The sequence below is a fragment of the Mycobacterium sp. IDUB_5 genome (assembly GCF_055419565.1).
Genome location: NZ_JBVAXX010000003.1, coordinates 267,347 through 288,039, shown reverse-complemented (window position 1 = coordinate 288,039; position 20,693 = coordinate 267,347). Strand labels below are relative to the sequence as shown.

Genomic DNA, 20,693 nt, shown 5'->3' with positions numbered 1-20,693 from the left:
AAATTAGTACATGTGTTCGAACTGACTCGGGTGGGTGAGGCGGATCTGGTCGATGTGATGACCAGTTCCACGGCCGCCGCTGCGCGCGCTGAGGCGATCAAGCTCGCCGCGATCGCCGAGTTGTGGCGTCGGCGGCGCCGCCCCGAGCGGGAGCGGTGGGTGTGCTCGGACTGGGACGCCACCGCCGCCGAGATCGGTGCCGCGTTGACCATCAGCCCCGGGCGGGCATCGGTGCAGATGGACCTGGCGCTGACACTGCGCGACCGTCTCCCCCGCCTGGGAGCACTGTTGGCCGACGGGCAGGTGACGATGGATGTGGTCACCACGATCGTGTCCCGCACCGCGCTGGTCCTCGACCCGGCTACTTTGGCGCGGCTCGACGGACACTTCGTCGACGCAGCCACGGGGTGGGGCGTGTTGTCGCAGAAGAAGCTCGAGGCCGCCATCGATGTGTGGATCGAGACCTACGACCCCGATGCGGTCCGGCGGGTGCGCGACCGGTCTCGGGATCGCTCGTTCACCATCGGCGATCGCCACGACGCGGCCGGCATCACCAGCGTGTACGGGCAGCTGGCCGCCTCGGACGCCGCGCTGCTGGCAACGCGGTTGGCGATGATGATCGCCGCGGTGTGCGAGTTCGACCCCCGGACCCTGGATCAAAAGCGCGCGGACTCGCTCGGTGCGATCGCCGCGGGGTCGATGGTGTTGGCCTGCCGCTGCGGCCGCCCCGACTGTGCGGCCGCGCAGATCGACGACGGCCGCGCATCCAGCATCACGGTTACGGTGATCGCCGACCAGGCCGCCCTCGATGCCGAGCCCGACCCTGCGCTGCACGGCGAAGCACCCCAGCCCGCCTATACGCCGCGGGCCGCAAGAGACTCGGCCCCGCGCGCAATCAACGAACCGGACGTTGCCGACGATCTCGAGGAATCCGTCGAACCGCCCCCATCCACCCAGCCCACTCCGTGCGCGAGCGAAGACCTCAATCCGGCAAACTCCACTGGATCGGCCGAACTCGCCGAGAAAGCGACCACCGCTGGGCCCTCAGACGCTCCGGAGCCGACCCAACCCAAACCGGTGGGCCGCCGCCGCGCAGCGCTGATCGTCGGCCCCGGCGGCGGCATCGTGCCCGCGCCGCTGCTGGCCGAACTGATCGCCCACGGCGCCACCCTGCGCGTCACCGATCCCGACTGCGGAGCCACCGAGGGCTACCGACCCTCAGCGGCCCTGGACCGGTTCGTGCGTTCGCGGGATCTGACCTGTCGCTTCCCCGGCTGCGACCGACCCGCCACCCACGCGGACATCGACCACACCATCCCCTACCCCATCGGGGCCACCCACCCGGCCAACACCAAATGTTATTGCCGCGCACATCATCTCGTGAAAACGTTCTGGGAGGGCTGGACCGAACGCCAAACCCCCGACGGGCGGCTGCATCTGACCAGCCCGACCGGCCACGCCTACACCACCACACCTCTGTCGGCGCTGCTGTTCCCATCCTGGAACACCCGCACCGGACCACCACCCGCGCCCACCGCCACCTCGCAGCGACCCGCCCCGGGCCGCCACCTCAAGATGCCCACCCGCGCCCGCAGCCGCACCGAGAACCGCGCCGCCTACATCCGCAGAGAGCGCGAACTCAACCAACGCGAACGCATACACGGACGTACCAAACATGCTTCACCGCAACACAACTGGGATGCAGACTTCACCCCGCACGGCGACGACCCGCCGCCGTTCTAGCGGAGTTGGCTGGGGTCCATCAGCAGGTGGTCGGACACGTCGCCGATCATCTCGACGTCGACCGTGCGCTCGGTGAAGTACCAGCCGCCGTGGTCGCGGGCGAAGGTGTCCGCATACCGACCGACGACGATCGGTTGCAGCGCGACGGAATCCGTCTGCTGCACCACACAGAAGGTGGACCGGGCAGCCGCAGTATCGCCGGTGACATCGACGATCGGATTGAGAACGAGATGGCGGGTCCGCGGGGTGTTTCCGTGATCGGGGAAGCGGCGGGTCGTGGCGGCGAACAGAGCCGCGATCGCCTCACTGCCCGCGACACCCATGAAGTTGCCTCGACCCAACAACTGACCGACACCGTCGAAGTCACCGGCGTCGATCAATTCGGCATAGCGGTAGAGCAATTCGGTGACGGCCGACGAGTCGGCCCACCCGCTCATGCGACCTGCCCCCGTACCACCGGCAGGCCCGGATCGCTCGCGACGCCAAGCGGTGACGGCTCGGCACCGGCCGCAATCAGGTGCGCCGCGAACGACGCGATCATCGCCCCGTTGTCCGTGCACAACCGCGGCCGCGGCACCCGCAGCGTCAGACCGGCCGCCGCGCAACGCTCCTCGGCCAGCTCCCGCAGACGCGAGTTCGCTGCCACGCCACCGGCGATCAACAGCGTCGACACACCCAGCTCGCCAGCCGCGCGCACCGCCTTCGCCGTCAGCACGTCCGCGACCGCCTCCTGGAAGCCCGCCGCGATGTCGGCCTGCGAGGCCTCCGGATGACTCTCCACGTAGCGCGCGACCGCGGTCTTGAGGCCCGAGAAGCTGAACGCATACCGGTCATCGCGTGGGCCGGTCATGCCGCGAGGAAAGACGATCGCGTCGGGATCACCCTCGCGCGCCAGTTCATCGAGCACCCTGCCACCCGGGTATCCCAGGCCCAGCAGTCGCGCCACTTTGTCGTAGGCCTCCCCCGCCGCATCGTCGACCGTCGAGCCCAGCTCCACGATCGGCTCACCGAGCGACCGCACGTGCAGGAGATTCGTGTGCCCGCCGGACACCAGCAGGCCGATGCTCTCCGGCAGCGGCCCGTGATCGAAGACATCGGCGGCCAGATGCCCTCCGAGATGGTTCACGGCGTAGAACGGCACCTGCCATGCCGCCGCATACGCTTTGGCCGCGGCCACTCCCACCAGCAGCGCACCCGCCAATCCCGGGCCGATCGTCGCCGCCACCACGTCCGGCCGATCGAGCCCGGCCCTCTCGAGTGCGCGTCGCATCGTCGGCCCCAGCGCCTCCAGGTGCGCCCGGGACGCGATCTCGGGAACCACTCCACCGAAGCGGGCGTGCTCGTCGACGCTGGAGGCGACCTCGTCGGCCAGCAGCGTCACCGTCCCGTCGTCGTCCAATTGCGCGATACCGACACCGGTCTCGTCACACGAACTCTCGATCGCCAAGATGATCATCGCGGCTCCCGCTTCATCGAATAGGCGTCGGCGCCGCTGACGCGGTAGTACCGCTTGCGCAGCCCGATCCTCGCGAATCCCTCGCTCTCGTAGAGCTTGATCGCGGCTTCGTTGTCGGTGCGCACCTCCAGGAAGATCGCCCCTCCATCGGCGTACTCGACCAGCCTGCGCAACATCTCCCTGCCGATGCCCTGGCCCTGATAGGTGGGATCGACGGCGATGGTGTGCACCTCGTACTCGAACGGCTTGCAGCGCCCCAGCCGCGCGATGCCTGCATATCCCACCAGCTTGTCGTCGGCCCGCGCCGCCACGTAATGGTTGTGCTTGGCCGCGATCTCGGCCAGAAAGGCGCGTTCGGGCCACGGATCGTCCCCGTCGAACACCTGCGCCTCGAGTTCCGCGCACCGCGCCGCGTCCGCGGCCATCAGCGTCGCGTACTGCACGTTCATCGCTTCACCGCCGACGGTTTCGCATCGGGTCTGCGCAGATACAGCGGCACCAGCGGCTCCGGCTCCGCGTCCCAATCCGCCACCGCCGCAACCAGACCCGCCACCGACGGCGACACCGGTGCGAGCCTCGGGAGCTCGAACAGCGCCGCATGCTCGGGTGAACCGGCCACCGCAGCCGCGTCGGCCGGCACGTCGGCCGCAGCGTTGACCGCGGGACCGTCCATCCGCACCCCGTCGCGATAGCGCGCCCAGTACACCTCACGTCGGCGCGCATCCGTGACGACGAGCACCTCCCCCGTCGTTCCCGCGGCGATGGCATCCAGGCTGCACACTCCGTGCACGACGACGCCGAGCGCATGGCCGAACGCCGCCGCGGTCGCCATTCCCACTCGCAACCCCGTGAACGGTCCCGGCCCGCACCCGACCACCACGGCATCCAGTGCGCTCACCTCGACGGCGGCGTCCGCCAGTGCCCCGACGATGTTGGGCGTCAACGTTTCTGCGTGCGCGCGGGGGTCGACCGTCACACGTTCGGCGAGCACCTCGATTCCGGCGCCGAGCCGCACCACTCCCGCCGTCACCGCGGGGGTGGCTGTGTCGACGGCCAGCACCAGCCTGCTCATGGCGTGCTCCACTGCCAGATGGCAGTGCGCTCGTCACTGTCCGAGGTCCGCTCGAGCCGAATGTCGAGGTGCCGCTCCGACAACCGCTCGGCCACCCCTTCGCCCCATTCCACGACGACGACCGCGTCGTCGAGATCGGTGTCGAGGTCCAGCGAATCGAGTTCGGCGAGCAGATCCACCGAGCTCTCGTCCAGCAACCGGTACAGATCGACGTGCACCATTGCCGCCGCCCCCGGCCGACGCGGCCGGTGCACCCGAGCCAGCACGAACGTCGGCGACAACACCGGACCCTCGACATCCATACCCTCGGCGATTCCCTTGGCCAGCACCGTCTTTCCCGCACCGAGCGGACCAGAGAGCACCACCAGGTCGCCTGCGCGCAGCCCACGCCCCAGTTCGGCACCGAACGCCAGCGTGTCCTGCGCGCTGGCCAGTTGCTGTACCCCCGAGTCAGCCATTGCTGCGCACCCGATCGCGTACCCGACGGGTGATCGCCACCAGCTTTGACGGTGTCGACCTCTCGACCAACCTCACCAGTGCCTCGTCGATGATCTCGGGCTGCTCCAACTGCACCAGATGTCCTGCGCCACCGACGATCACCAATTCCGACTTCGGCAGCGCCTCCGCCATCTCCCGCGACGACTCGGCAGGCGTCAACAGATCCCGGTCTCCGCACGCGATCAGCGTCGGCACCTTCCGCAGCGTCTCCAGGCCCGCAGTCTCGTCGTGCACTTCCAGCGCGTGCAGGAATTCGACGAGCGTGGTGATCGCGGTGTCGTGCATCATCCTCTCGGAGAACGCCACCACGCTGGGGCTGATCTTCTCGTCACCGTATGACGCCGCCCGCAGGATCGGCCCGATGACCGACCGTGCGCTGCCACGGAAGCGGTGCACTGTCTTGGGTGCATAGCGGGCGGCAAACTGAACCGCCTCCAGCGCAGGGTTTTTCAGGATCTCACCGAGGGGCGATCGTGACACCCCTTCGGCGGCGGAGGCGATGATCGCCGCGCCGACGATACGGCTCGGGTAACGCTGCGGGTACTGGCGGGCGTGGGAGAGCACCGTCATCCCGCCCATCGAGTGCCCGACGAGCACCACAGGCCCGCGCGGTGCCATGACCGCCAGCACGCTCTCGAGGTCCTGGCCCAGCTGTTCGACCGTGTAGGTGTCCGGCGGCGCCTCGCCGGATTGTCCGTGGCCTCGCTGGTCGTAGAACACCATGCGCACCTGCGCGCCCCACTGCTCGCTCAGACGGGCCCGCTGAAAGTGGAAGGAGCCCATGCGAAGACAGAAGCCGTGCGCGAACACGACCGTCAGTGGCGCATCTGTCGGCCCGACCTCACGCACCGCCAGCGGGACCCCGTCCGGGGTGGTGACGACCGTGCTGCGGTCGGCGTCGAGCAGTTCGAAATCCTCGTCCCGGTACGGATCGTCGTCCGTCACCCGGCGGCGCAGCGAGCGCGCCGCGGTGACCCCCGCCGCCGAGCCGACCGCGACGATCCCCGCCGCTCCCGCCAGCCACCCGGCACGGGGGCTCAACGTGCACCGCCCCGGTAGGCCCGGGTGATCCGGCCGCGCGGGCTGGTGACCACCTCGTAGTTGATGGTGCTCAGCAGGTCCGCCCAGTCTTGCGCCGTCGGCTCACCTTGGGTGCCCGGACCGAACAGGATCGCCTCGTCGCCCTCGGTCACGCCGACCGGCCCCGGCCCCAGGTCCACCACGAACTGATCCATGCAGATGCGCCCCACGTTCGGGTAGCGACGGCCGTTGATCTGCACGGAGATCTTGTTGCTCAGCAGGCGGAACACCCCGTCGGCGTATCCGGCGGGGATCAGCGCGACCGTCGTATCGGCCTCGGCGATCCACGTGTGGCCGTAGGAGACACCGTCACCGGCGCGTACAGAGCGCACCATGGCGACCGGGCACGTCAGCGTCATCGCCGGCCGCAGCCCCATGTCGCCCCGCTCCGGGATCGGTGTCTGGCCGTAGACCGCGATGCCCGGCCGGACCATGTCGAAGGCCAGATCGGGCCGCGTCAGCGCCGCCGGGGAGTTGCTCAGGTGCACGACCTCGAACTGCACCCCGGCCTCGCGCGCCGCCAAAGCCATGTCGGTGAGCCGCTGCGCCTGCACGCTGTTGAACGGGTGGCCGGGGTTGTCGCCGTGGGCGAGGTGTGACATCAGACCGCGTACCCGCACCGCGCCGTCGGAGGCGGCATTGCGCAGTGCGGTGACAACGGCCGGATAGTCGGCCGCCGCGACACCGTTGCGGCTCAGCCCGGTGTCGGCCTTGATCGTCACGGTCGCGGCGCGACCGGTCCGCCGGGTCGCCGACAGCACCTCCTCGACCTGCCGCACCGACGAGACCGCGACCTCGACGTCGGCCGACAGTGCCGGCGCGAAGTCCATGCCGGGCGAGTGCAGCCAGGCGAGCACCGGCGCCGTGATGCCGTCGCGACGCAGGGCCAGCGCCTCGTCGACGGTCGCGACGCCCAGCTGGGCTGCGCCCGCGGCCAGCGCCGCCCGCCCGACGGCGGTGGCGCCGTGGCCGTAGCCGTCAGCCTTGACGACGGCCATGACTGCGGCCGTGCCTGCGCGTTCGCGCAGCACGGAGATGTTGTGCGCGATGGCGTCGAGATCGACAGTCGCCGTCGGCACGTGCTGGGTCGTGTGCTGGGTCGTGTTCAGTGCGTTGATCACCGCCCCCGATTGTCCCAGGCCGCCGTCGGACGCGGGTCAGTGGGCGAAGTGCGCCTCGTCCGAGAACCCGCCCACCCCGGTCTTGTCGAGCTTGCCGAGCACCTCGACAATGTCGTCGCGCAGCGCGCGGGCCAGGTTCGCCGAGAAGCCCTCCCGCACCACGATGCGCAGCACCGCGACGTCGGTGGCGTTGTCGGGCATCGTGTAGGCCGGTACCTGCCAGCCGTAGCTGCGCAGCAGCGCCGACACGTCGAACACCGTGTATTTGGTGCCTTCGACCAGGGTGAACGCCACGACGGGGATCGCCGATCCGTCAGAGATGACCTCGAAGACATCCATCCCCGCCAACTCCCGCGCCAGCCACTGCGCGGTGTCGGACAGGCAGTGCATCACCGTGGTGTAGCCGTCGCGGCCCAGCCGCAGGAAGTTGTAGTACTGCCCGACGACCTGGTTGCCGGGCCGGGAGAAGTTCAGCGTGAACGTCGGCATGTCCCCGCCGAGGTAGTTGACCCGGAACACGAGTTCCTCGGGCAGGTGGTCGGCGTTGCGCCACACCACGAACCCGATGCCGGGATAGGTCAGTCCGTACTTGTGCCCGCTGACGTTGATCGACACCACCCGCGGCAGCCGGAAGTCCCACACCAGGTCGGGGTGCACGAACGGCACCACGAAGCCGCCGCTGGCCGCGTCGACGTGCACCGGGATGTCGAGTCCCTTGTCGGACGCGAGTGTGTCCAGGGCGGCGCAGATGTCGCCGACGGGCTCTAGCTCGCCGGTGAACGTGGTGCCCAGGATCGCCACGACGCCGATCGTGTTCTCGTCGACGTTGTCGAGCACCTGCTCCGGGGTGATCACGTAGCGGCCGTGCTCCATCGGAAGGTAGCGCGCCTCGACGTCGAAGTAGCGGCAGAACTTCTCCCACACCACCTGGACGTTGGAGCCCATCACCAGATTCGGTGTGCGGCCCTTCCAGTCCTGCCCTGCCGCCTCCAGCTTCTGCCGCCACCGCCACTTGAGCGCCAGGCCGGCGAGCATCACCGCCTCGCTGGAGCCGACCGTCGACACACCGATCGCGCTGGACGGGTCGTCGTCGCGCAGGTTCTCGGCGTGGAACAGGTCGGCCACCATGCACACGCAGCGCTGCTCGATCGCGGCCGTGACCGGGTACTCGTCCTTGTCGATCATGTTCTTGTCGAACGTCTCCGACATCAGCTGCCCGGCTTCGGGATCCATCCACGTGGTGACGAACGTGGCGAGGTTGAGCCGTGAGCTGCCGTCGAGCATCAGCTCGTCGTGGATGAAGCGGTAGGTCTGGTCGGGCTCCATCGACTCGTCGGGCAGGCGTAGGGCCGGGATCGGTGAGGTGGACAGGCGGCCGCAGTACGCGGGGGTCAGCGAGGAGTGGCGCGACATGTTGGGCATGTGGTCCTTTCTAGAGGATCGAGCCGAGTGCCGTTCGCAGATGCGCCAGGATGCGCGCGGCCGACGTCGGCGCCGGCGCCGGTCCGGGATCGTGTGCCGCGAGGTCGGCGGCGCGCGCGTGCACGAATGCCGCTGCCGCGGCGGCGTCGGCGGGCGGCAGACCGGCGGCGAGCAGCGCCCCGATGACCCCGGACAGCACGTCGCCCGACCCGGCGGTCGCAGCCCACGCCTGACCCGCCACGTTGAGGTACACCGGGCCGCCCGGCTCCGCGACAACGGTCACGTTGCCTTTGAGCAGGACGGTGGCGCCGAGCCGGTCGGCGAGCCCGCGGGCGGCCGCGATGCGGTCCTCCCCAGGCGGCCCGCCGGCCAGCCGGGCGAACTCGCCGGCGTGCGGGGTCAACACTGTCGGGGCGTCTCGGCCGTCGATCAGGTCGGGATGGGCGGCAAGGATGGTCAGGCCGTCGGCGTCGACGAGGACCGGCAGGTCGGTGTCCAACGCGAAGGCCAGCGCGGCCTCGCCGTCGGAGTCGGTGCCCAGCCCCGGGCCGACGACCCATGCCTGCACGCGCCCCGCGCGTCGGACATCCTTCGTGGCGATCACCTCGGGCCAATGCGAAACCACCTCGGCTGCAGCGGTTCCCGCGTAACGCACCATGCCGGAGTGTGCGGCAACGGCAGCGCCGGTGCACAGGATCGCCGCGCCCGGATACGTCGCGGAGCCGGCCATCACGCCGGTCACACCCTGGGTGTACTTATCGTCGCTGCGGCCGGGCACCGGCCAGCGGGCAGCGACATCGGCGGCCTCGAATCCCCGGATGTCGCTGGGCGGCAGGTCGAGACCGATGTCGACGAGTTCGACACGGCCGCACGGTCCGAGCGCGTGCACGGGCTTGAGGCCACCGAACGTCACCGTCACCGTCGCGCTGACATGCGGCCCGTCAGCCGCACCGGTCGCGACGTCGACCCCGCTGGGGACGTCGACGGCGACCACAGGCGCGTCGGTTCCGGCGAACACGTCCGCGGCGGCCGGCCGCAGCGGACCGGTGGCTCCAATGCCCACCACTCCGTCGATCACGAGATCAGTTGCCGCCGGTACTTTTTCGACGATCCGACCGCCCGCCTTGCGAAACGCGGCCAGTGCCGCAGCATGGACCCGCGAGGGGTCGAGCAGGACCGCTGAGACACCCGCGCCACGACGGCGCAGGAACGTGGCGGCCCACAGCGCGTCACCGCCGTTGTCCCCGGAACCGACCACGGCGCAGACGGTCTTGCCCGACACCGTGCCCAGCTGGCGGATGATCGCGGTGGCCAGACCGAACGCGGCCCTGCGCATCAGCACACCGTCGGGCAGCGCCTCGAGCAGTGGCGCTTCGGCGTCGCGGATCTGCTGGGCGGAGTAGTAGTGCCACATCGGAACAACGGTACGTGGGTACCCGCCCGCCATGACTGATTCCTCTGTGCGCGAGCAGTTGCTCGCACTCGAACATGGCGGCTGGCGGTCACTCTGCGAGGGCACCGGCGACCGCTTCTACGGCGACGTGATGACCGAGGACGCGCTGATGGTGCTGGCCAACGGCGCGGTGATGGATCGGGCGACGGTGGTCTCGGCGCTGGGCCAGTCACCGCCGTGGGCGCGTTACGCGATCGACGACGTCCGGGTGATCACGATTGCGCCCGACGCCGCGGCGCTGGTGTACATGGGGACGGGCTGGCGAGACGGCGCTGACCAACCGTTCGTCGGCGCCATGTCCTCGGTGTACCACCGCACCGGCGACGGCTGGAAGCTCGCGCTGTATCAGCAGACGATCCGCCAATAGGGCTGCTACTACTGAGCTTTCGTGCCGCTCAGCGCGTCGGGCAGCGTCGGATAGAGGTCGATGATCTCGTCGATGTTCATCATGCGCAGCGGCCGGGCAGTCGCCGGCCCGTCGGCGACGACGCGCAGCGAGATGCCGGCGCGATCGGTGAGACGGTGGGTCTCGACCAGCATGCTGATGCCCGCCGACGACAAGAAGCCCACCTTCGTGATGTCGACGACCAGCATCGTCAGGTCGCCGGCCAGTGCCACGTCGAGATGCGTGCCCAACGTGGGAGCGGTCAGTACGTCGAGATCACCCTCGACGTGCAGCACCACCGTCGCGCCGTCGCGCTGCGGACGGACCACGAAGCGGCCGCGGTGTTGTTCGTGCACGTTCATCATGTGCCCCCGAGGGTCGGACAGACACCAGGCACAGCCATGGCGACCGTGCGTGTCCGTGTTTCGTGCGGCAGTGGGCCGCAGTGACGGGGAATTCCGTCGTACACCGGGCGCGTGGCACCGGCGGCCGCTGCTTGCAGAACGGCTGTTACTCGTTTATCGGCCCCGGGGAGGGCAGCGTTAACAGAGTGGCCTTAATTCTTCCTTAAATTGACGGAAGAGTCACAATCGTGCTGGTCAGAAGGTTACTCGACGGTAACCGACTTGGCGAGGTTGCGGGGCTTGTCGACGTCGTAGCCGCGAGCCTGGGCCACTCCGGCGGAGAACAGCTGCATCGGGATCGTGGACAGCAGCGGTTGCATCAGCGTGGAGACGGCCGGGATCTCGATGAGATGGTCGGCGTACGGCGCCACGGTGTCGTCGCCCTCCTCGGCGATGACGATCGTGATCGCGCCGCGGGCCTGGATCTCCCGGATGTTGGACAACAGCTTGGCGTGCAGCGTGGCCGCGTTCTTCGGCGAGGGCATCACCACGATGACCGGCAGATCGTCCTCGATCAGCGCGATCGGCCCGTGCTTGAGCTCGCCGGCGGCGAACCCCTCGGCGTGCATGTAGGCCAGCTCTTTGAGTTTGAGCGCACCCTCGAGCGCCACCGGGTAGCCGACGTGGCGGCCCAGGAACAGCACCGTCTGCGCCGACGCGAACTGGGTGGCCAGCGCCGTGACCGGGGCACTGGTGGCCAGTACCCGCGAGATCAGTTCGGGCATGGCCTCGAGGTCGCGGTACTCGCGGGCCACCTCGTCGGGATACTTGGTGCCGCGGGCCTGGGCCAGCGCGAGGCCCACGAGGTAGTTGGCCGCGATCTGGGCCAGGAACGTCTTGGTCGAGGCGACGCCGACCTCCGGGCCTGCGCGGGTGTAGAGCACCGCGTCGCACTCACGCGGGATCTGGCTGCCGTTGGTGTTGCACACCGCGAGCACCTTGGCCTTCTGGTCCTTGGCGTGGCGCACGGCCTCGAGCGTGTCGGCGGTCTCCCCGGACTGCGAGATCGCCACGACGAGGGTATGGCTGTCGAGCACCGGATCGCGGTAGCGGAACTCGCTGGCCAGCTCGACCTCGACGGGTAGCCGGGTCCAGTGCTCGATCGCGTACTTCGCCAGCAGCCCGGAGTGGTAGGCGGTGCCGCAGGCGACGACGAACACCTTGTCGACGTCGCGCAGCTCCTGATCGGAGAGGCGCTGCTCGTCGAGCACGATGCGGTTGTCGGCGAAATGGCCCAGCAGCGTGTCCGACACCGCGGCGGGCTGCTCGGCGATCTCCTTGAGCATGAAGTAGTCGTAGCCGCCCTTCTCGGCGGCCGAGGTGTCCCAGTCGATGTGGAAGGCCCGGTAATCCTGGGTGTCGCGGCCCTCGAAGTCGGTGATCCGGTACCCGTCCGCGGTCACCACGACGGCCTGGTCCTGCCCCAGCTCGACCGCATCGCGGGTGTGCTCGATGAACGCCGCGACATCGGAGCCGACGAACATCTCCCCGTCGCCGACCCCGACCACCAACGGCGTGGACCGGCGGGCCGCCACGATCGTGCCCGGATCGTCGGCGTGGGCGAACACCAACGTGAAGTGGCCCTCCAACCGGCGCAGCACGGCCAGCACCGACGCCGGGAAATCACCGGCCTGGGAGCCCGACTCGTACTCGCGCGCCACCAGATGCACCGTCACCTCGGTGTCGGTGTCGCTGGCGAACTCGACCCCGGCAGCCTCCAACTCGGCGCGCAGCGCGGCGAAGTTCTCGATGATGCCGTTGTGCACGACTGCGACCTTGCCGCTGGCGTCGAGGTGCGGGTGGGCGTTGCGGTCCGTCGGCCGGCCGTGCGTGGCCCAGCGGGTGTGCCCCAGCCCCGTCGAGCCGACCAGATCGTCGCTGCCCTGCTCGTCGAGCGCGGCCTCCAGATTGGCGAGCCGGCCCGCCTTGCGCTGCACGGTCATCCCGCCGCGTCCGTCGAGCAACGCCACTCCAGCGGAGTCGTACCCGCGGTACTCCATCCGGCGCAGCGCGTCGACGACGATGCCGCAGGCGGGACGTTGCCCCACGTAGCCGACGATTCCGCACATAGCCATCCAGGGTACGGCAGACGACGCGGACCGCCGGGTGGGATACGGTCGTCGGGTGGCCAGCACGAAGAAGCTCTTCACCGCGTTGACCCGCCGCGGGCCGCACAAGGTTCTGTGCGGTGACCTGGCCTTTGCCGGTCTGCCCGGCATCGTCTACACGCCGGCGAGTGGCACGAACCTACCCGGCGTGGCGTTCGGCCACGACTGGATCACATCTGCCCATCGCTACCGCGGAACACTGGAGCACCTCGCTTCGTGGGGCATCGTCGCGGCCGCACCCAACACCGAGACGTCGCTGGCGCCGTCGGTGCTCAGCCTGGCCTACGACCTCGGCACCACGCTGGACATCATCGCCGGCGTGCGGCTGGGGGGCGGCGACATCAGCGTGCATCCGGGCAAACTCGGCGTCGCCGGCCACGGGTTCGGCGCATCGGCCGCGGTGTTCGCCGCGGCGGGGATGCCGACGAAGCTCAAGGCCGTCGTCGCCGCGTATCCCCTGATCAGCAGCCCACCCGCCGAGAAGCCCGCCGCGGGACTGAAGGTGGCTGGGCTGATCCTCGCCGATCCTGGCGACCCGATGACCCTGCGCTCCAATGCTGTCGAGCTGGCCCGCGCCTGGAAGCCGGCGACGCTGCGGTCCACGTCGAAGACGAAGGCCGGCGGGCTGGTCGAGGGCAGACGCCTCGCGACCGCCGTCGGGTTGCCGGGCGCCGACAAGGGCACCCAGCGGATCGTTCGGGCCCTGATGACGGGTTATCTCCTGCACATGTTGGCCAACGAGAAGGACAAGGGGCCGTACAAGGCCTTCGCCGATCCCGAGGGCGCGCTGCCGAAGACCGAGATCATGGACCCGTTCTCCGACGATCCAGTGGATCTGGAGAACAAGGTGGTTGCGCTCCTCAAGCCGTGAGCATGTGAGTATCTAGGCCATGCGCACGGGCATCTTTCTCAACTACGCGGGTGGGTTCCTCGAGGCGGTCGACGAGGTCGTCGAACTCGAGAAGATCGGTATCGGCATCGCGCTCGTGCCCGAGGCCTACTCCTACGACGCGATCAGCCAACTGGGTTTCCTCGCCGCGCGCACGTCGCGGATCGAGCTCGGTACCGGCGTGGTGCCGATCTACACCCGTACCCCGGCCCTGATGGCGATGACAGCCGCCGGCCTGGACTACGTCTCCGACGGCAGGTTCCGCCTCGGCCTGGGCACCTCGGGCCCCCAGGTGGTCGAGGGATTCCACGGCGTGCCATTCGACGCGCCGCTCGGACGCACCCGCGAGGTCGTCGAGATCTGCCGGCAGGTGTGGCGCCGCGAGCGCCTCACCTACGAGGGCAAGCACTACCAGATCCCCCTGCCGGCAGACCGCGGCACCGGGTTGGGCAAACCGCTGAAGATCATCAATCAGCCTGTGCGTGAACGCATTCCGATCACCATCGCAGCACTTGGTCCGAAGAACGTGGAGCTGACCGCGGAGATCGCGGAAGGCTGGCAGCCGGTCTTCTTCTATCCGGAGAAGGCCGACGACGTCTGGGGTGAGGCACTGCGGGCCGGCGCGACACGGCGCGATCCGGAACTGGGTCCGCTCGACGTGATGGTCAGTGCCAGCCTGGCGATCGGTGACGACATCGAGGACCGATTGGCTTGGGCCAAGCCACAATTGGCGCTCTACATCGGCGGGATGGGCGCACGCGGCAAGAACTTCTATCACAACCTCGCGACGCGCTACGGCTTCGGTGAGGTAGCCGATCACATCCAGGATCTGTACCTGGCCGGCAAGAAGGCCGAGGCGATCGACGCGGTGCCCGACGAGCTGGTGCGCAAGGTGTCGCTGGTGGGGCCGCGCGGCTTCGTGGCCGAGCGGATCGCGGCGTTCGCCGAGGCCGGCGTCACCACGCTGCTGGTGCATCCGCTCTCCGGTGATCGACGCGAGTCCGTGGCCTTCGTGGAGCAATTACAGTCGCTGCTATGACCGAACTCACCGACGACGTCATCGCGTTCCTGTCCGACGGCACCCGTACCGCGAAACTGGGGTACGTCGCTGCCGATGGCCGGCCGCTGGTCGCGCCGGTGTGGTTCGTCGTCGACGACGGGCAACTCGTCTTCAACACCGGCAAGGACACCGCCAAAGGCCGCGCTCTGGCGCGCGACCCCCGCGTGGTGATCTGCTGCGACGACGATCGACCCCCGTTCTCTTTCGTCCAGGTGCAAGGCACCGCCGCAACCAGCGAGGACCTCGACGAGGTGCGCGCCTTCGCGACCCGAATCGGTGGCCGGTACATGGGCGCCGACCGCGCCGAGGAGTTCGGCCGACGCAACGGTGTACCGGGCGAACTGTTGGTCCGCGTCACCCCGACGAAAGTTCTGAAGGCGTTCGACCTGGCCAACTGACCGCGCTCTGGCAGAGTGCCCGGCATGCGCATCGACCTGACCGACAAGATCGCCGTCGTCACCGGAGCGAGCAAGGGCATCGGACTCGCCATCAGCGAGGGACTCACCGGCGCCGGCGCCTTCGTCGTCGCAGGTGCCCGCACGAACAGTCCCGGACTCGAAGCGCTCGAAGCGGCAGGCGTGGCGAGGTTCGTCGCCGCGGATCTGTCCACCGCGGACGGCCCGAAGACCCTCGTCGCCGCTGCCGCGGAACGCGGGGGTGTCGACATCCTGGTCAACAACGCCGGGGCCGTCACCCCGCGATTCGCCGGTTCGCAGTCCGTCACCGACGACGACTGGACCGCCGCCTGGTCGCTGAACTTCCTGTCGGCCGTCCGCACGACGCGCGAAGCCATCCCCCTTCTGCTGGCGCGCGGTGGTGGCGCGATCGTGATGATCGGCTCGGTCAACGCGACGCTGCCCGAATGGAACATCATCGACTACAGCGCCACCAAGGCGGCGATGGCCAACTACGCGAAGAGCCTGTCGAAAGAGTTCGGGCCCAAGGGCATTCGCGTCAACACCATCAGCCCCGGGCCGGTCGCCACCGACCTGTGGCTGGCCGACGACGGCGTCGCCGCCCAATTCGCTTCCGCCAGTGGCGGTTCCGCCGATCAGGTGGTGGACGCGGTCGCCGCAGGCGCAGCCACAGGACGATTCACCACCCCGCAGGAGGTGGCAGACCTCACCGTGTTCCTGGCCGGTGATCGCGCCACCAACATCACCGGCGCCGACGTCCGCATCGACGGGGGTTACGTCACCACGATCTGAGTCACCACGATCTGAGTCACGCCTGGATCCCGCCGGTGAGGATCGCCGCCAACTCCCGGTAGGCCGCCGCGTCGTCGAGCCCGGTGCGCTCGCGCACCGCCCGCTGCTGGATGCCCACCATCATCGTCGCGACGAGTTCGGCGGCGAACGCGGCATGCACGTCGCGGAACTCGCCGGCCGCCACCCCGGCCGCGATCAGCTCCTGGACCCGCTGTGCCGCGATGCGGGTGTTCTGCTCGTAGATGGCCCGCGCCGGGGCGAACGCGTCGAGATCGGCCATGAACCGATCCGACGCCGGATCCAGTTCCTCGCCCACCGCCTGCAGATAGGCGGTCACGCGCTCGCGAGCGCCGTCCGCGGCGGCGACACGGTGTTCCACCGATTCGGTCGCCGTGCGGAAGAAATGCACGGTGGCAGCCGTGACCAGCTGCTCCTTGCTCGCCGCCAGGGTGTAGAGCGTGGACTTGGAGCATCGCAGCCGCGTCGCGATCTCATCGAGCGTCAGATGTGCGAAACCCTCCGCCAAGAACAGACCGACCAGCGCATCGAAGAGCTCGGTGCGCCGCCGGGTGGCGAATGCAGGCGTGGTCACAGGTCAATAGTACTGCAGAGTGTCCTGTAGTACTGTTCGACGTATGCCTGTGGATCGCCTGCTGCCCACCGACGAGGCGCACGAACTCATCGAGCTCGCCCGGACCATCGCCGACAAGGTGCTCGACCCGGTCGTCGACAAGCACGAGAAGGACGAGACCTACCCCGACGGCGTGTTCGCGACGCTCGGGGAAGCCGGGCTGCTGAGCCTGCCGTACCCCGAGGAGTGGGGCGGCGGCGGTCAGCCCTACGAGGTCTACCTGCAGGTGCTCGAAGAACTCGCGGCGCGGTGGGCGACAGTGGCTGTCGCGGTCAGCGTGCACGGTCTGTCCTGCCATCCTCTGATGACCTTCGGCACCGACGAGCAGCGATCGCGGTGGCTACCTGACATGCTCGGCGGTTCGCTCATCGGCGCGTACAGCCTCTCCGAACCGCAGGCGGGCTCGGACGCCGCCGCGCTCACCTGTCGGGCAGCCGCTGCGGACGGCGGCTACCGCATCACCGGCGAGAAGGCGTGGATCACCCACGGTGGCGTCGCGGATTTCTACACGCTGTTCGCCCGCACCGGCGAAGGCTCGCAGGGGATTTCGTGCTTCCTGGTGCCTGGCGACCTTGACGGCCTGACCTTCGGCCGACCCGAGGAGAAGATGGGCCTGCACGCAGTACCCACCACCGCGGCCTACTACGACGGGGCGTTCGTCGATGCGCAGCGACGGATCGGCGCCGAAGGCCAGGGTCTGCAGATCGCGTTCAGCGCACTGGATGCCGGGCGACTCGGCATCGCGGCCGTAGCCGTCGGGCTGGCGCAGGCGGCACTCGATGCGGCGGTCGGCTACAGCCAGGAGCGAACGACGTTCGGCCGCAAGATCATCGACCACCAGGGACTCGCGTTCCTGCTGGCCGACATGGCCGCCGCGGTCGACTCCGCGCGAGCCACCTACATCGATGCGGCTCGACGCCGCGACGCCGGGCTGGCCTATTCGCGACAGGCGTCGGTCGCCAAGCTGGCCGCCACCGACGCGGCGATGAAGGTCACCACCGATGCCGTGCAGGTGTTCGGCGGTGCCGGCTACACACGCGACTATCGGGTCGAGCGGTTCATGCGCGAAGCGAAGATCACGCAGATCTTCGAGGGCACCAACCAGATTCAGCGCCTGGTGATCAGCCGCCACCTGGCTCGGTAACAGGCGGCGGGCCGACCTGCGGGACCTCGTCGGCGGCGATCTCGCAGGGCGTGCGCTCCTCGACCGGCGGTGGGGCCAGCGGTTCGGCAGGTGGCGGCGGTGGCGTGGGCGCCGGTGGTGCGACGGCCTCGGGCTCCGGTTCCGCCGGGATCGGTTCGGCGACTGGCTCGTCCGCGGCGGGCTCGCCTTGGGCCGGATCTTCTGCGGCGGGCTCCTCTTCCTCGGATTCGTCGTCCTCGGGCTCCTCCTCCTCGAGTTCGTGGTCCTCGTCGTCGGGTTCAGGCGGCTCGGGTGGCTCGAGGTCGTCGAGGGGATTGATCGCAGGGTCGGATGCGCTACCGCCCAGCAGCCCGCTCAACGCGTCGGCAAAACGCTGCCCCACCGCCGGCATCGCTGCCCCGCCCCCACCCATATCTGGCAGCGGCGCCGCGGCCGGTGCAACGGGCGCCGGGGCGGGCGGCGATGCGAATGCCGGTGGCGCCGACGCTGCTGGTGGCGCGGGCGCTGCGGGTGGCGCTGTCCAGGCCGCCGGCGCCGTCGGTGCGGGCGCGGCGGGCGCGGTGGGCGCCGCGGGCGCGGCGGGCGCGGTGGGCGCTGCAGCTGAGAACGACGGCGCCGGCGCACTCGGCCCGAGCGCACCCGGGATCTCGAATTCAGCGAGCGGGCGTGCGCTGATCTCGGCGGTGGCGGTGCGATACGCCTCGGCGACGGCGGCACCCGCGCCTTGCACGGCCGTCAGCCATTCCGCCCCGATTCGGTTCTGCACGAACGGCTTGACCTCGGCGTCGACCAACTCGGCCGCAGCTGCTCGATCCCCCACGCCCGAGGTGACGGTCGTGGCGGCGGCCAGCCACTGCTCGCGTGCCGCACCGACGTCGGATTCGACAGCGATGGTGGTCTCGACCTTGGAATCGACCGCGCGCCAGAGTTCCTCGAGCGTGCGGCGCAACGCCGCTGCGGCAGTGGCCAGAGCGTCGGCGACCACCGCTGACGCCGCATCGTGGCGGCGCAGGAACTGCTGCGCCGCCTGCGCACCCGACCCCTGCCAGGCACCCGCCAGCACGCCGGCCTGATCATCCTGGATGGCCAGCGCCTCCCGCGTCGCCCGCACCGCCGCATCGACAGAGGCATAATCGCGTTGCAGGACAACGAGATCCATGCCCTCTTCGGTGCCGTACCAGTCACGCACCTGCGCTGGATGCAGCGTCAGATCGGAGTCGGTGAACCCCACCTGGTGGGACGCCCACACGTACTCCGACATCGCCTCGACCGAGGGTCGGCCCTGCGCCAACCGGCCGGACACGTCGAACGTCTCGGCCACTACCCCACCCGTCCGGCCGCGCGCTCGTCGGCGTCGACGTACCTCTCGACCGAGACCTCCATGGCCGCCGCGATCTCACCGGCCGCCCGGGACCACGACGACACCGAGCTCGTCAGGTCGCGCAGCGCGGACTGCAATGACTCACCGTGGGCGACATATGCCCGCCCGGCCGTCGACCCACCGAAGGTCACGTGAGACAGATGTTCTCGCACAGCTCGACCGATGATCTCACCGGCTCGCTCGTACTCCCTCGCGACGGCGCGCAGCGCACCCACGTCGACGCCTGTACTCCCCATACTTCATTGGACGCACCGGGCGACGCCACGGTTCCCCGCCGATCGACGACCGTTACGACTCCGCGCTGACCGACTGCGCGACCTTCGCCGCGAGCTGGCGTGCGGTGTCTTCGTCGGCGGCTTCCACCATCACCCGCACCACCTGCTCGGTTCCCGAGGGACGAAGGAGGATTCGACCGGTGTCGCCGAGCTCGGCCTCGACCTCGGCGACCGTGTCGCGCACCGAGGGCGCATCGGCGACCGTCGCCTTGTCGGCCACGGCCACGTTGATCAGCACCTGCGGCAGCGTCTGCATCGGCGCCGCGAGGTCGGCCAGGGTACGGCCGGTCTGCGCCATCCGGGCCATCAGCAGCAGCCCGGTCACGATGCCGTCCCCTGTGGTCCCGAACGCCGGAAGCACGACGTGCCCGGACTGCTCCCCGCCCAGGGCGTACGCCCCGGCGCGGAGTTCCTCGAGAACGTACCGGTCCCCCACCCCCGTGGTGCGCACCTCGATGCCGGCCTCGCGCATCGCCAGGTGCAGGCCCATGTTGCTCATGACCGTCGCGACCAGCGTGTTGCGTGTCAGCTCGGCCGACTCCTGCATGGCCAGCGCCAGTACCACCATGATCGCGTCACCGTCGATGACACGCCCGTGCGCGTCGACGGCCAGGCAACGATCAGCGTCACCGTCGTGGGCCAGACCCAGATCCGCGCCGTAGGACACCACGGCTGAGCGCAACGAATCCATGTGGGTGCTGCCGCAGCCGTCGTTGATGTTCAACCCGTCAGGGTCGGCATGGATCGGGATCACGTTCGCGCCCGCGGCGCGGTAGGCGAGCGGGGCGGCGACCGAAGCCGCCCCGTGCGCACAGTCGACGACCACGGTCAGTCCGTCGAGTCGGGTCCGCGCCGCCGTCTCGACATGCCCCACGTAGCGCTCGAGGGCATCCTCGGCGTCGAGCACGCGGCCGACCCCGGCGCCGGTGGGCCGGTCGCCGGGACCCTGACGGACCAGTTCCTCGATGCGGTCCTCGGCGTCGTCGTCGAGTTTGTGACCACCGGGACCGAAGATCTTGATGCCGTTGTCGGGCATCGGATTGTGGGAGGCGGAGATCATCACGCCGAAGTCGGCGTCATAGGCACGGGTCAGGTAGGCGACCGCGGGGGTCGGCAGCACGCCGACGCGAAGCGCGTCGACACCCTCGCTGGTCACGCCGGCGATCACCGCCGCCTCGAGCATCTCGCCGCTGGCGCGGGGATCGCGGCCCACCACGGCCAGCCGCCGGCCGGAGGAGCCCGTTCTGGTCAACCGACGGGCCGCCGCCGCGCCCAGCGCCAGCGCCAGCTCGGCGGTCAGATCCTGATTGGCGACGCCGCGCACTCCATCGGTGCCGAACAGTCGAGCCATGGTGACAACCTC

Annotated in this window: 22 protein-coding genes; 7 read left to right on the top strand and 15 right to left on the bottom strand. The window is 69.5% G+C overall.

Annotated features, from left to right (window positions below):
* The first annotated feature begins 12 nt into the window (after positions 1–12).
* Positions 13–1,743, top strand: coding sequence for an HNH endonuclease signature motif containing protein (locus ACZY1G_RS10735; RefSeq protein WP_463822354.1), 1,731 nt, complete (start codon positions 13–15; stop codon positions 1,741–1,743).
* On the opposite strand, the gene ACZY1G_RS10730 is transcribed toward ACZY1G_RS10735, so the two are convergent.
* Genes ACZY1G_RS10730 through ACZY1G_RS10690 form a run of 9 tightly spaced genes read right to left on the bottom strand, consistent with a single transcriptional unit; the run spans position 1,740 to position 9,806 of the window.
* The gene (locus ACZY1G_RS10730) at positions 1,740–2,180 is read right to left on the bottom strand and encodes a nuclear transport factor 2 family protein (protein WP_463814247.1); all 441 of its coding nucleotides are present in this window, start codon (positions 2,178–2,180) and stop codon (positions 1,740–1,742) included. The genes ACZY1G_RS10735 and ACZY1G_RS10730 overlap by 4 nt on opposite strands.
* Positions 2,177–3,199, bottom strand: a complete 1,023-nt coding sequence (gene tsaD / locus ACZY1G_RS10725) for a tRNA (adenosine(37)-N6)-threonylcarbamoyltransferase complex transferase subunit TsaD (protein ID WP_463814246.1) — start codon at positions 3,197–3,199, stop codon at positions 2,177–2,179. Before tsaD ends, ACZY1G_RS10730 begins: the two co-directional genes overlap by 4 nt.
* Complete coding sequence (rimI, locus tag ACZY1G_RS10720) at positions 3,196–3,648, bottom strand: ribosomal protein S18-alanine N-acetyltransferase (protein WP_463814245.1); 453 nt, start codon at positions 3,646–3,648, stop codon at positions 3,196–3,198. Before rimI ends, tsaD begins: the two co-directional genes overlap by 4 nt.
* The gene (gene tsaB, locus ACZY1G_RS10715) at positions 3,645–4,271 is read right to left on the bottom strand and encodes a tRNA (adenosine(37)-N6)-threonylcarbamoyltransferase complex dimerization subunit type 1 TsaB (RefSeq protein ID WP_463814244.1); all 627 of its coding nucleotides are present in this window, start codon (positions 4,269–4,271) and stop codon (positions 3,645–3,647) included. Before tsaB ends, rimI begins: the two co-directional genes overlap by 4 nt.
* Positions 4,268–4,729 carry a tRNA (adenosine(37)-N6)-threonylcarbamoyltransferase complex ATPase subunit type 1 TsaE gene (tsaE, locus tag ACZY1G_RS10710; protein ID WP_463822353.1) on the bottom strand — a complete coding sequence of 154 codons (462 nt, stop codon included), beginning with the start codon at positions 4,727–4,729 and terminating at the stop codon, positions 4,268–4,270. The genes tsaB and tsaE overlap by 4 nt, the downstream gene beginning before the upstream one ends.
* On the bottom strand, positions 4,722–5,810 hold the full coding sequence (locus ACZY1G_RS10705) for an alpha/beta fold hydrolase (RefSeq protein WP_463822352.1): 1,089 nt from the start codon (positions 5,808–5,810) through the stop codon (positions 4,722–4,724). Before ACZY1G_RS10705 ends, tsaE begins: the two co-directional genes overlap by 8 nt.
* The gene (gene alr, locus ACZY1G_RS10700) at positions 5,807–6,970 is read right to left on the bottom strand and encodes an alanine racemase (protein ID WP_463814241.1); all 1,164 of its coding nucleotides are present in this window, start codon (positions 6,968–6,970) and stop codon (positions 5,807–5,809) included. The genes ACZY1G_RS10705 and alr overlap by 4 nt, the downstream gene beginning before the upstream one ends.
* Before the next feature lie 36 nt (positions 6,971–7,006).
* Entirely contained in the window at positions 7,007–8,392 is a 1,386-nt protein-coding gene (locus tag ACZY1G_RS10695; protein ID WP_463814240.1) for a glutamate decarboxylase, read from the bottom strand.
* A gap of 10 nt (positions 8,393–8,402) precedes the next feature.
* On the bottom strand, positions 8,403–9,806 hold the full coding sequence (locus ACZY1G_RS10690; protein ID WP_463822351.1) for an NAD(P)H-hydrate dehydratase: 1,404 nt from the start codon (positions 9,804–9,806) through the stop codon (positions 8,403–8,405).
* A 31-nt stretch (positions 9,807–9,837) separates the two neighbouring features.
* Between ACZY1G_RS10690 and ACZY1G_RS10685 the strand changes: the two genes are divergently transcribed.
* The gene (locus ACZY1G_RS10685; protein ID WP_463814238.1) at positions 9,838–10,212 is read left to right on the top strand and encodes a nuclear transport factor 2 family protein; all 375 of its coding nucleotides are present in this window, start codon (positions 9,838–9,840) and stop codon (positions 10,210–10,212) included.
* Positions 10,213–10,220: 8 nt separating this feature from the next.
* On the opposite strand, the gene ACZY1G_RS10680 is transcribed toward ACZY1G_RS10685, so the two are convergent.
* Together ACZY1G_RS10680 and glmS are read right to left on the bottom strand one after the other, a co-directional pair.
* Entirely contained in the window at positions 10,221–10,595 is a 375-nt protein-coding gene (locus ACZY1G_RS10680) for an STAS domain-containing protein (RefSeq protein WP_463814237.1), read from the bottom strand.
* Between the two features lie 242 nt (positions 10,596–10,837).
* A complete protein-coding gene (gene glmS / locus ACZY1G_RS10675) occupies positions 10,838–12,703 on the bottom strand; it encodes a glutamine--fructose-6-phosphate transaminase (isomerizing) (RefSeq protein ID WP_463822350.1) in 1,866 nt (621 codons plus the stop codon).
* A 55-nt stretch (positions 12,704–12,758) separates the two neighbouring features.
* On the opposite strand from glmS, the gene ACZY1G_RS10670 reads away from it, so the two are divergent.
* From ACZY1G_RS10670 to ACZY1G_RS10655, 4 genes are read left to right on the top strand one after another with little or no spacing between them, the layout of a single operon-like run.
* Positions 12,759–13,613, top strand: a complete 855-nt coding sequence (locus ACZY1G_RS10670) for a dienelactone hydrolase family protein (RefSeq protein WP_463822349.1) — start codon at positions 12,759–12,761, stop codon at positions 13,611–13,613.
* Positions 13,614–13,632: 19 nt separating this feature from the next.
* A complete protein-coding gene (locus ACZY1G_RS10665) occupies positions 13,633–14,670 on the top strand; it encodes an LLM class F420-dependent oxidoreductase (RefSeq protein WP_463822348.1) in 1,038 nt (345 codons plus the stop codon).
* Positions 14,667–15,089, top strand: a complete 423-nt coding sequence (locus tag ACZY1G_RS10660; protein WP_463814233.1) for a PPOX class F420-dependent oxidoreductase — start codon at positions 14,667–14,669, stop codon at positions 15,087–15,089. The genes ACZY1G_RS10665 and ACZY1G_RS10660 overlap by 4 nt, the downstream gene beginning before the upstream one ends.
* 24 nt (positions 15,090–15,113) lie before the next feature.
* Positions 15,114–15,899 (top strand): SDR family oxidoreductase, encoded by a 786-nt coding sequence (locus ACZY1G_RS10655; RefSeq protein ID WP_463814232.1) that lies wholly within the window; start codon positions 15,114–15,116, stop codon positions 15,897–15,899.
* A 16-nt stretch (positions 15,900–15,915) separates the two neighbouring features.
* Here the strand turns inward: ACZY1G_RS10655 and ACZY1G_RS10650 are convergent, their stop codons facing one another.
* On the bottom strand, positions 15,916–16,491 hold the full coding sequence (locus ACZY1G_RS10650) for a TetR/AcrR family transcriptional regulator (RefSeq protein ID WP_463822347.1): 576 nt from the start codon (positions 16,489–16,491) through the stop codon (positions 15,916–15,918).
* Between the two features lie 43 nt (positions 16,492–16,534).
* On the opposite strand from ACZY1G_RS10650, the gene ACZY1G_RS10645 reads away from it, so the two are divergent.
* Complete coding sequence (locus tag ACZY1G_RS10645; protein WP_463814230.1) at positions 16,535–17,674, top strand: acyl-CoA dehydrogenase family protein; 1,140 nt, start codon at positions 16,535–16,537, stop codon at positions 17,672–17,674.
* Here the strand turns inward: ACZY1G_RS10645 and ACZY1G_RS10640 are convergent.
* Genes ACZY1G_RS10640 through glmM form a run of 3 tightly spaced genes read right to left on the bottom strand, consistent with a single transcriptional unit; the run spans position 17,652 to position 20,681 of the window.
* Positions 17,652–18,995, bottom strand: coding sequence for a hypothetical protein (locus ACZY1G_RS10640; RefSeq protein WP_463822346.1), 1,344 nt, complete (start codon positions 18,993–18,995; stop codon positions 17,652–17,654). The two genes, ACZY1G_RS10645 and ACZY1G_RS10640, sit on opposite strands and share 23 nt — an antisense overlap.
* A complete protein-coding gene (locus ACZY1G_RS10635; protein WP_463822345.1) occupies positions 18,995–19,291 on the bottom strand; it encodes a DUF7162 family protein in 297 nt (98 codons plus the stop codon). Before ACZY1G_RS10635 ends, ACZY1G_RS10640 begins: the two co-directional genes overlap by 1 nt.
* A gap of 52 nt (positions 19,292–19,343) precedes the next feature.
* Positions 19,344–20,681 carry a phosphoglucosamine mutase gene (glmM, locus tag ACZY1G_RS10630; RefSeq protein WP_463822344.1) on the bottom strand — a complete coding sequence of 446 codons (1,338 nt, stop codon included), beginning with the start codon at positions 20,679–20,681 and terminating at the stop codon, positions 19,344–19,346.
* Positions 20,682–20,693 lie beyond the last annotated feature (12 nt).

What these genes read in the sequence shown, in the direction of transcription:
- ACZY1G_RS10730 (WP_463814247.1), bottom strand. Translation starts at nt 2,180, where the DNA reads ATGAGCGGGTGGGCCGACTCGTCGGCCGTCACCGAATTGCTCTACCGC.
- tsaD (WP_463814246.1), bottom strand. Translation starts at nt 3,199, where the DNA reads ATGATCATCTTGGCGATCGAGAGTTCGTGTGACGAGACCGGTGTCGGT.
- rimI (WP_463814245.1), bottom strand. Translation starts at nt 3,648, where the DNA reads ATGAACGTGCAGTACGCGACGCTGATGGCCGCGGACGCGGCGCGGTGC.
- tsaB (WP_463814244.1), bottom strand. Translation starts at nt 4,271, where the DNA reads ATGAGCAGGCTGGTGCTGGCCGTCGACACAGCCACCCCCGCGGTGACG.
- tsaE (WP_463822353.1), bottom strand. Translation starts at nt 4,729, where the DNA reads ATGGCTGACTCGGGGGTACAGCAACTGGCCAGCGCGCAGGACACGCTG.
- ACZY1G_RS10695 (WP_463814240.1), bottom strand. Translation starts at nt 8,392, where the DNA reads ATGCCCAACATGTCGCGCCACTCCTCGCTGACCCCCGCGTACTGCGGC.
- ACZY1G_RS10690 (WP_463822351.1), bottom strand. Translation starts at nt 9,806, where the DNA reads ATGTGGCACTACTACTCCGCCCAGCAGATCCGCGACGCCGAAGCGCCA.
- ACZY1G_RS10685 (WP_463814238.1), top strand. Translation starts at nt 9,838, where the DNA reads ATGACTGATTCCTCTGTGCGCGAGCAGTTGCTCGCACTCGAACATGGC.
- ACZY1G_RS10680 (WP_463814237.1), bottom strand. Translation starts at nt 10,595, where the DNA reads ATGATGAACGTGCACGAACAACACCGCGGCCGCTTCGTGGTCCGTCCG.
- glmS (WP_463822350.1), bottom strand. Translation starts at nt 12,703, where the DNA reads ATGTGCGGAATCGTCGGCTACGTGGGGCAACGTCCCGCCTGCGGCATC.
- ACZY1G_RS10665 (WP_463822348.1), top strand. Translation starts at nt 13,633, where the DNA reads ATGCGCACGGGCATCTTTCTCAACTACGCGGGTGGGTTCCTCGAGGCG.
- ACZY1G_RS10660 (WP_463814233.1), top strand. Translation starts at nt 14,667, where the DNA reads ATGACCGAACTCACCGACGACGTCATCGCGTTCCTGTCCGACGGCACC.
- ACZY1G_RS10655 (WP_463814232.1), top strand. Translation starts at nt 15,114, where the DNA reads ATGCGCATCGACCTGACCGACAAGATCGCCGTCGTCACCGGAGCGAGC.
- ACZY1G_RS10645 (WP_463814230.1), top strand. Translation starts at nt 16,535, where the DNA reads ATGCCTGTGGATCGCCTGCTGCCCACCGACGAGGCGCACGAACTCATC.
- ACZY1G_RS10635 (WP_463822345.1), bottom strand. Translation starts at nt 19,291, where the DNA reads ATGGGGAGTACAGGCGTCGACGTGGGTGCGCTGCGCGCCGTCGCGAGG.
- glmM (WP_463822344.1), bottom strand. Translation starts at nt 20,681, where the DNA reads ATGGCTCGACTGTTCGGCACCGATGGAGTGCGCGGCGTCGCCAATCAG.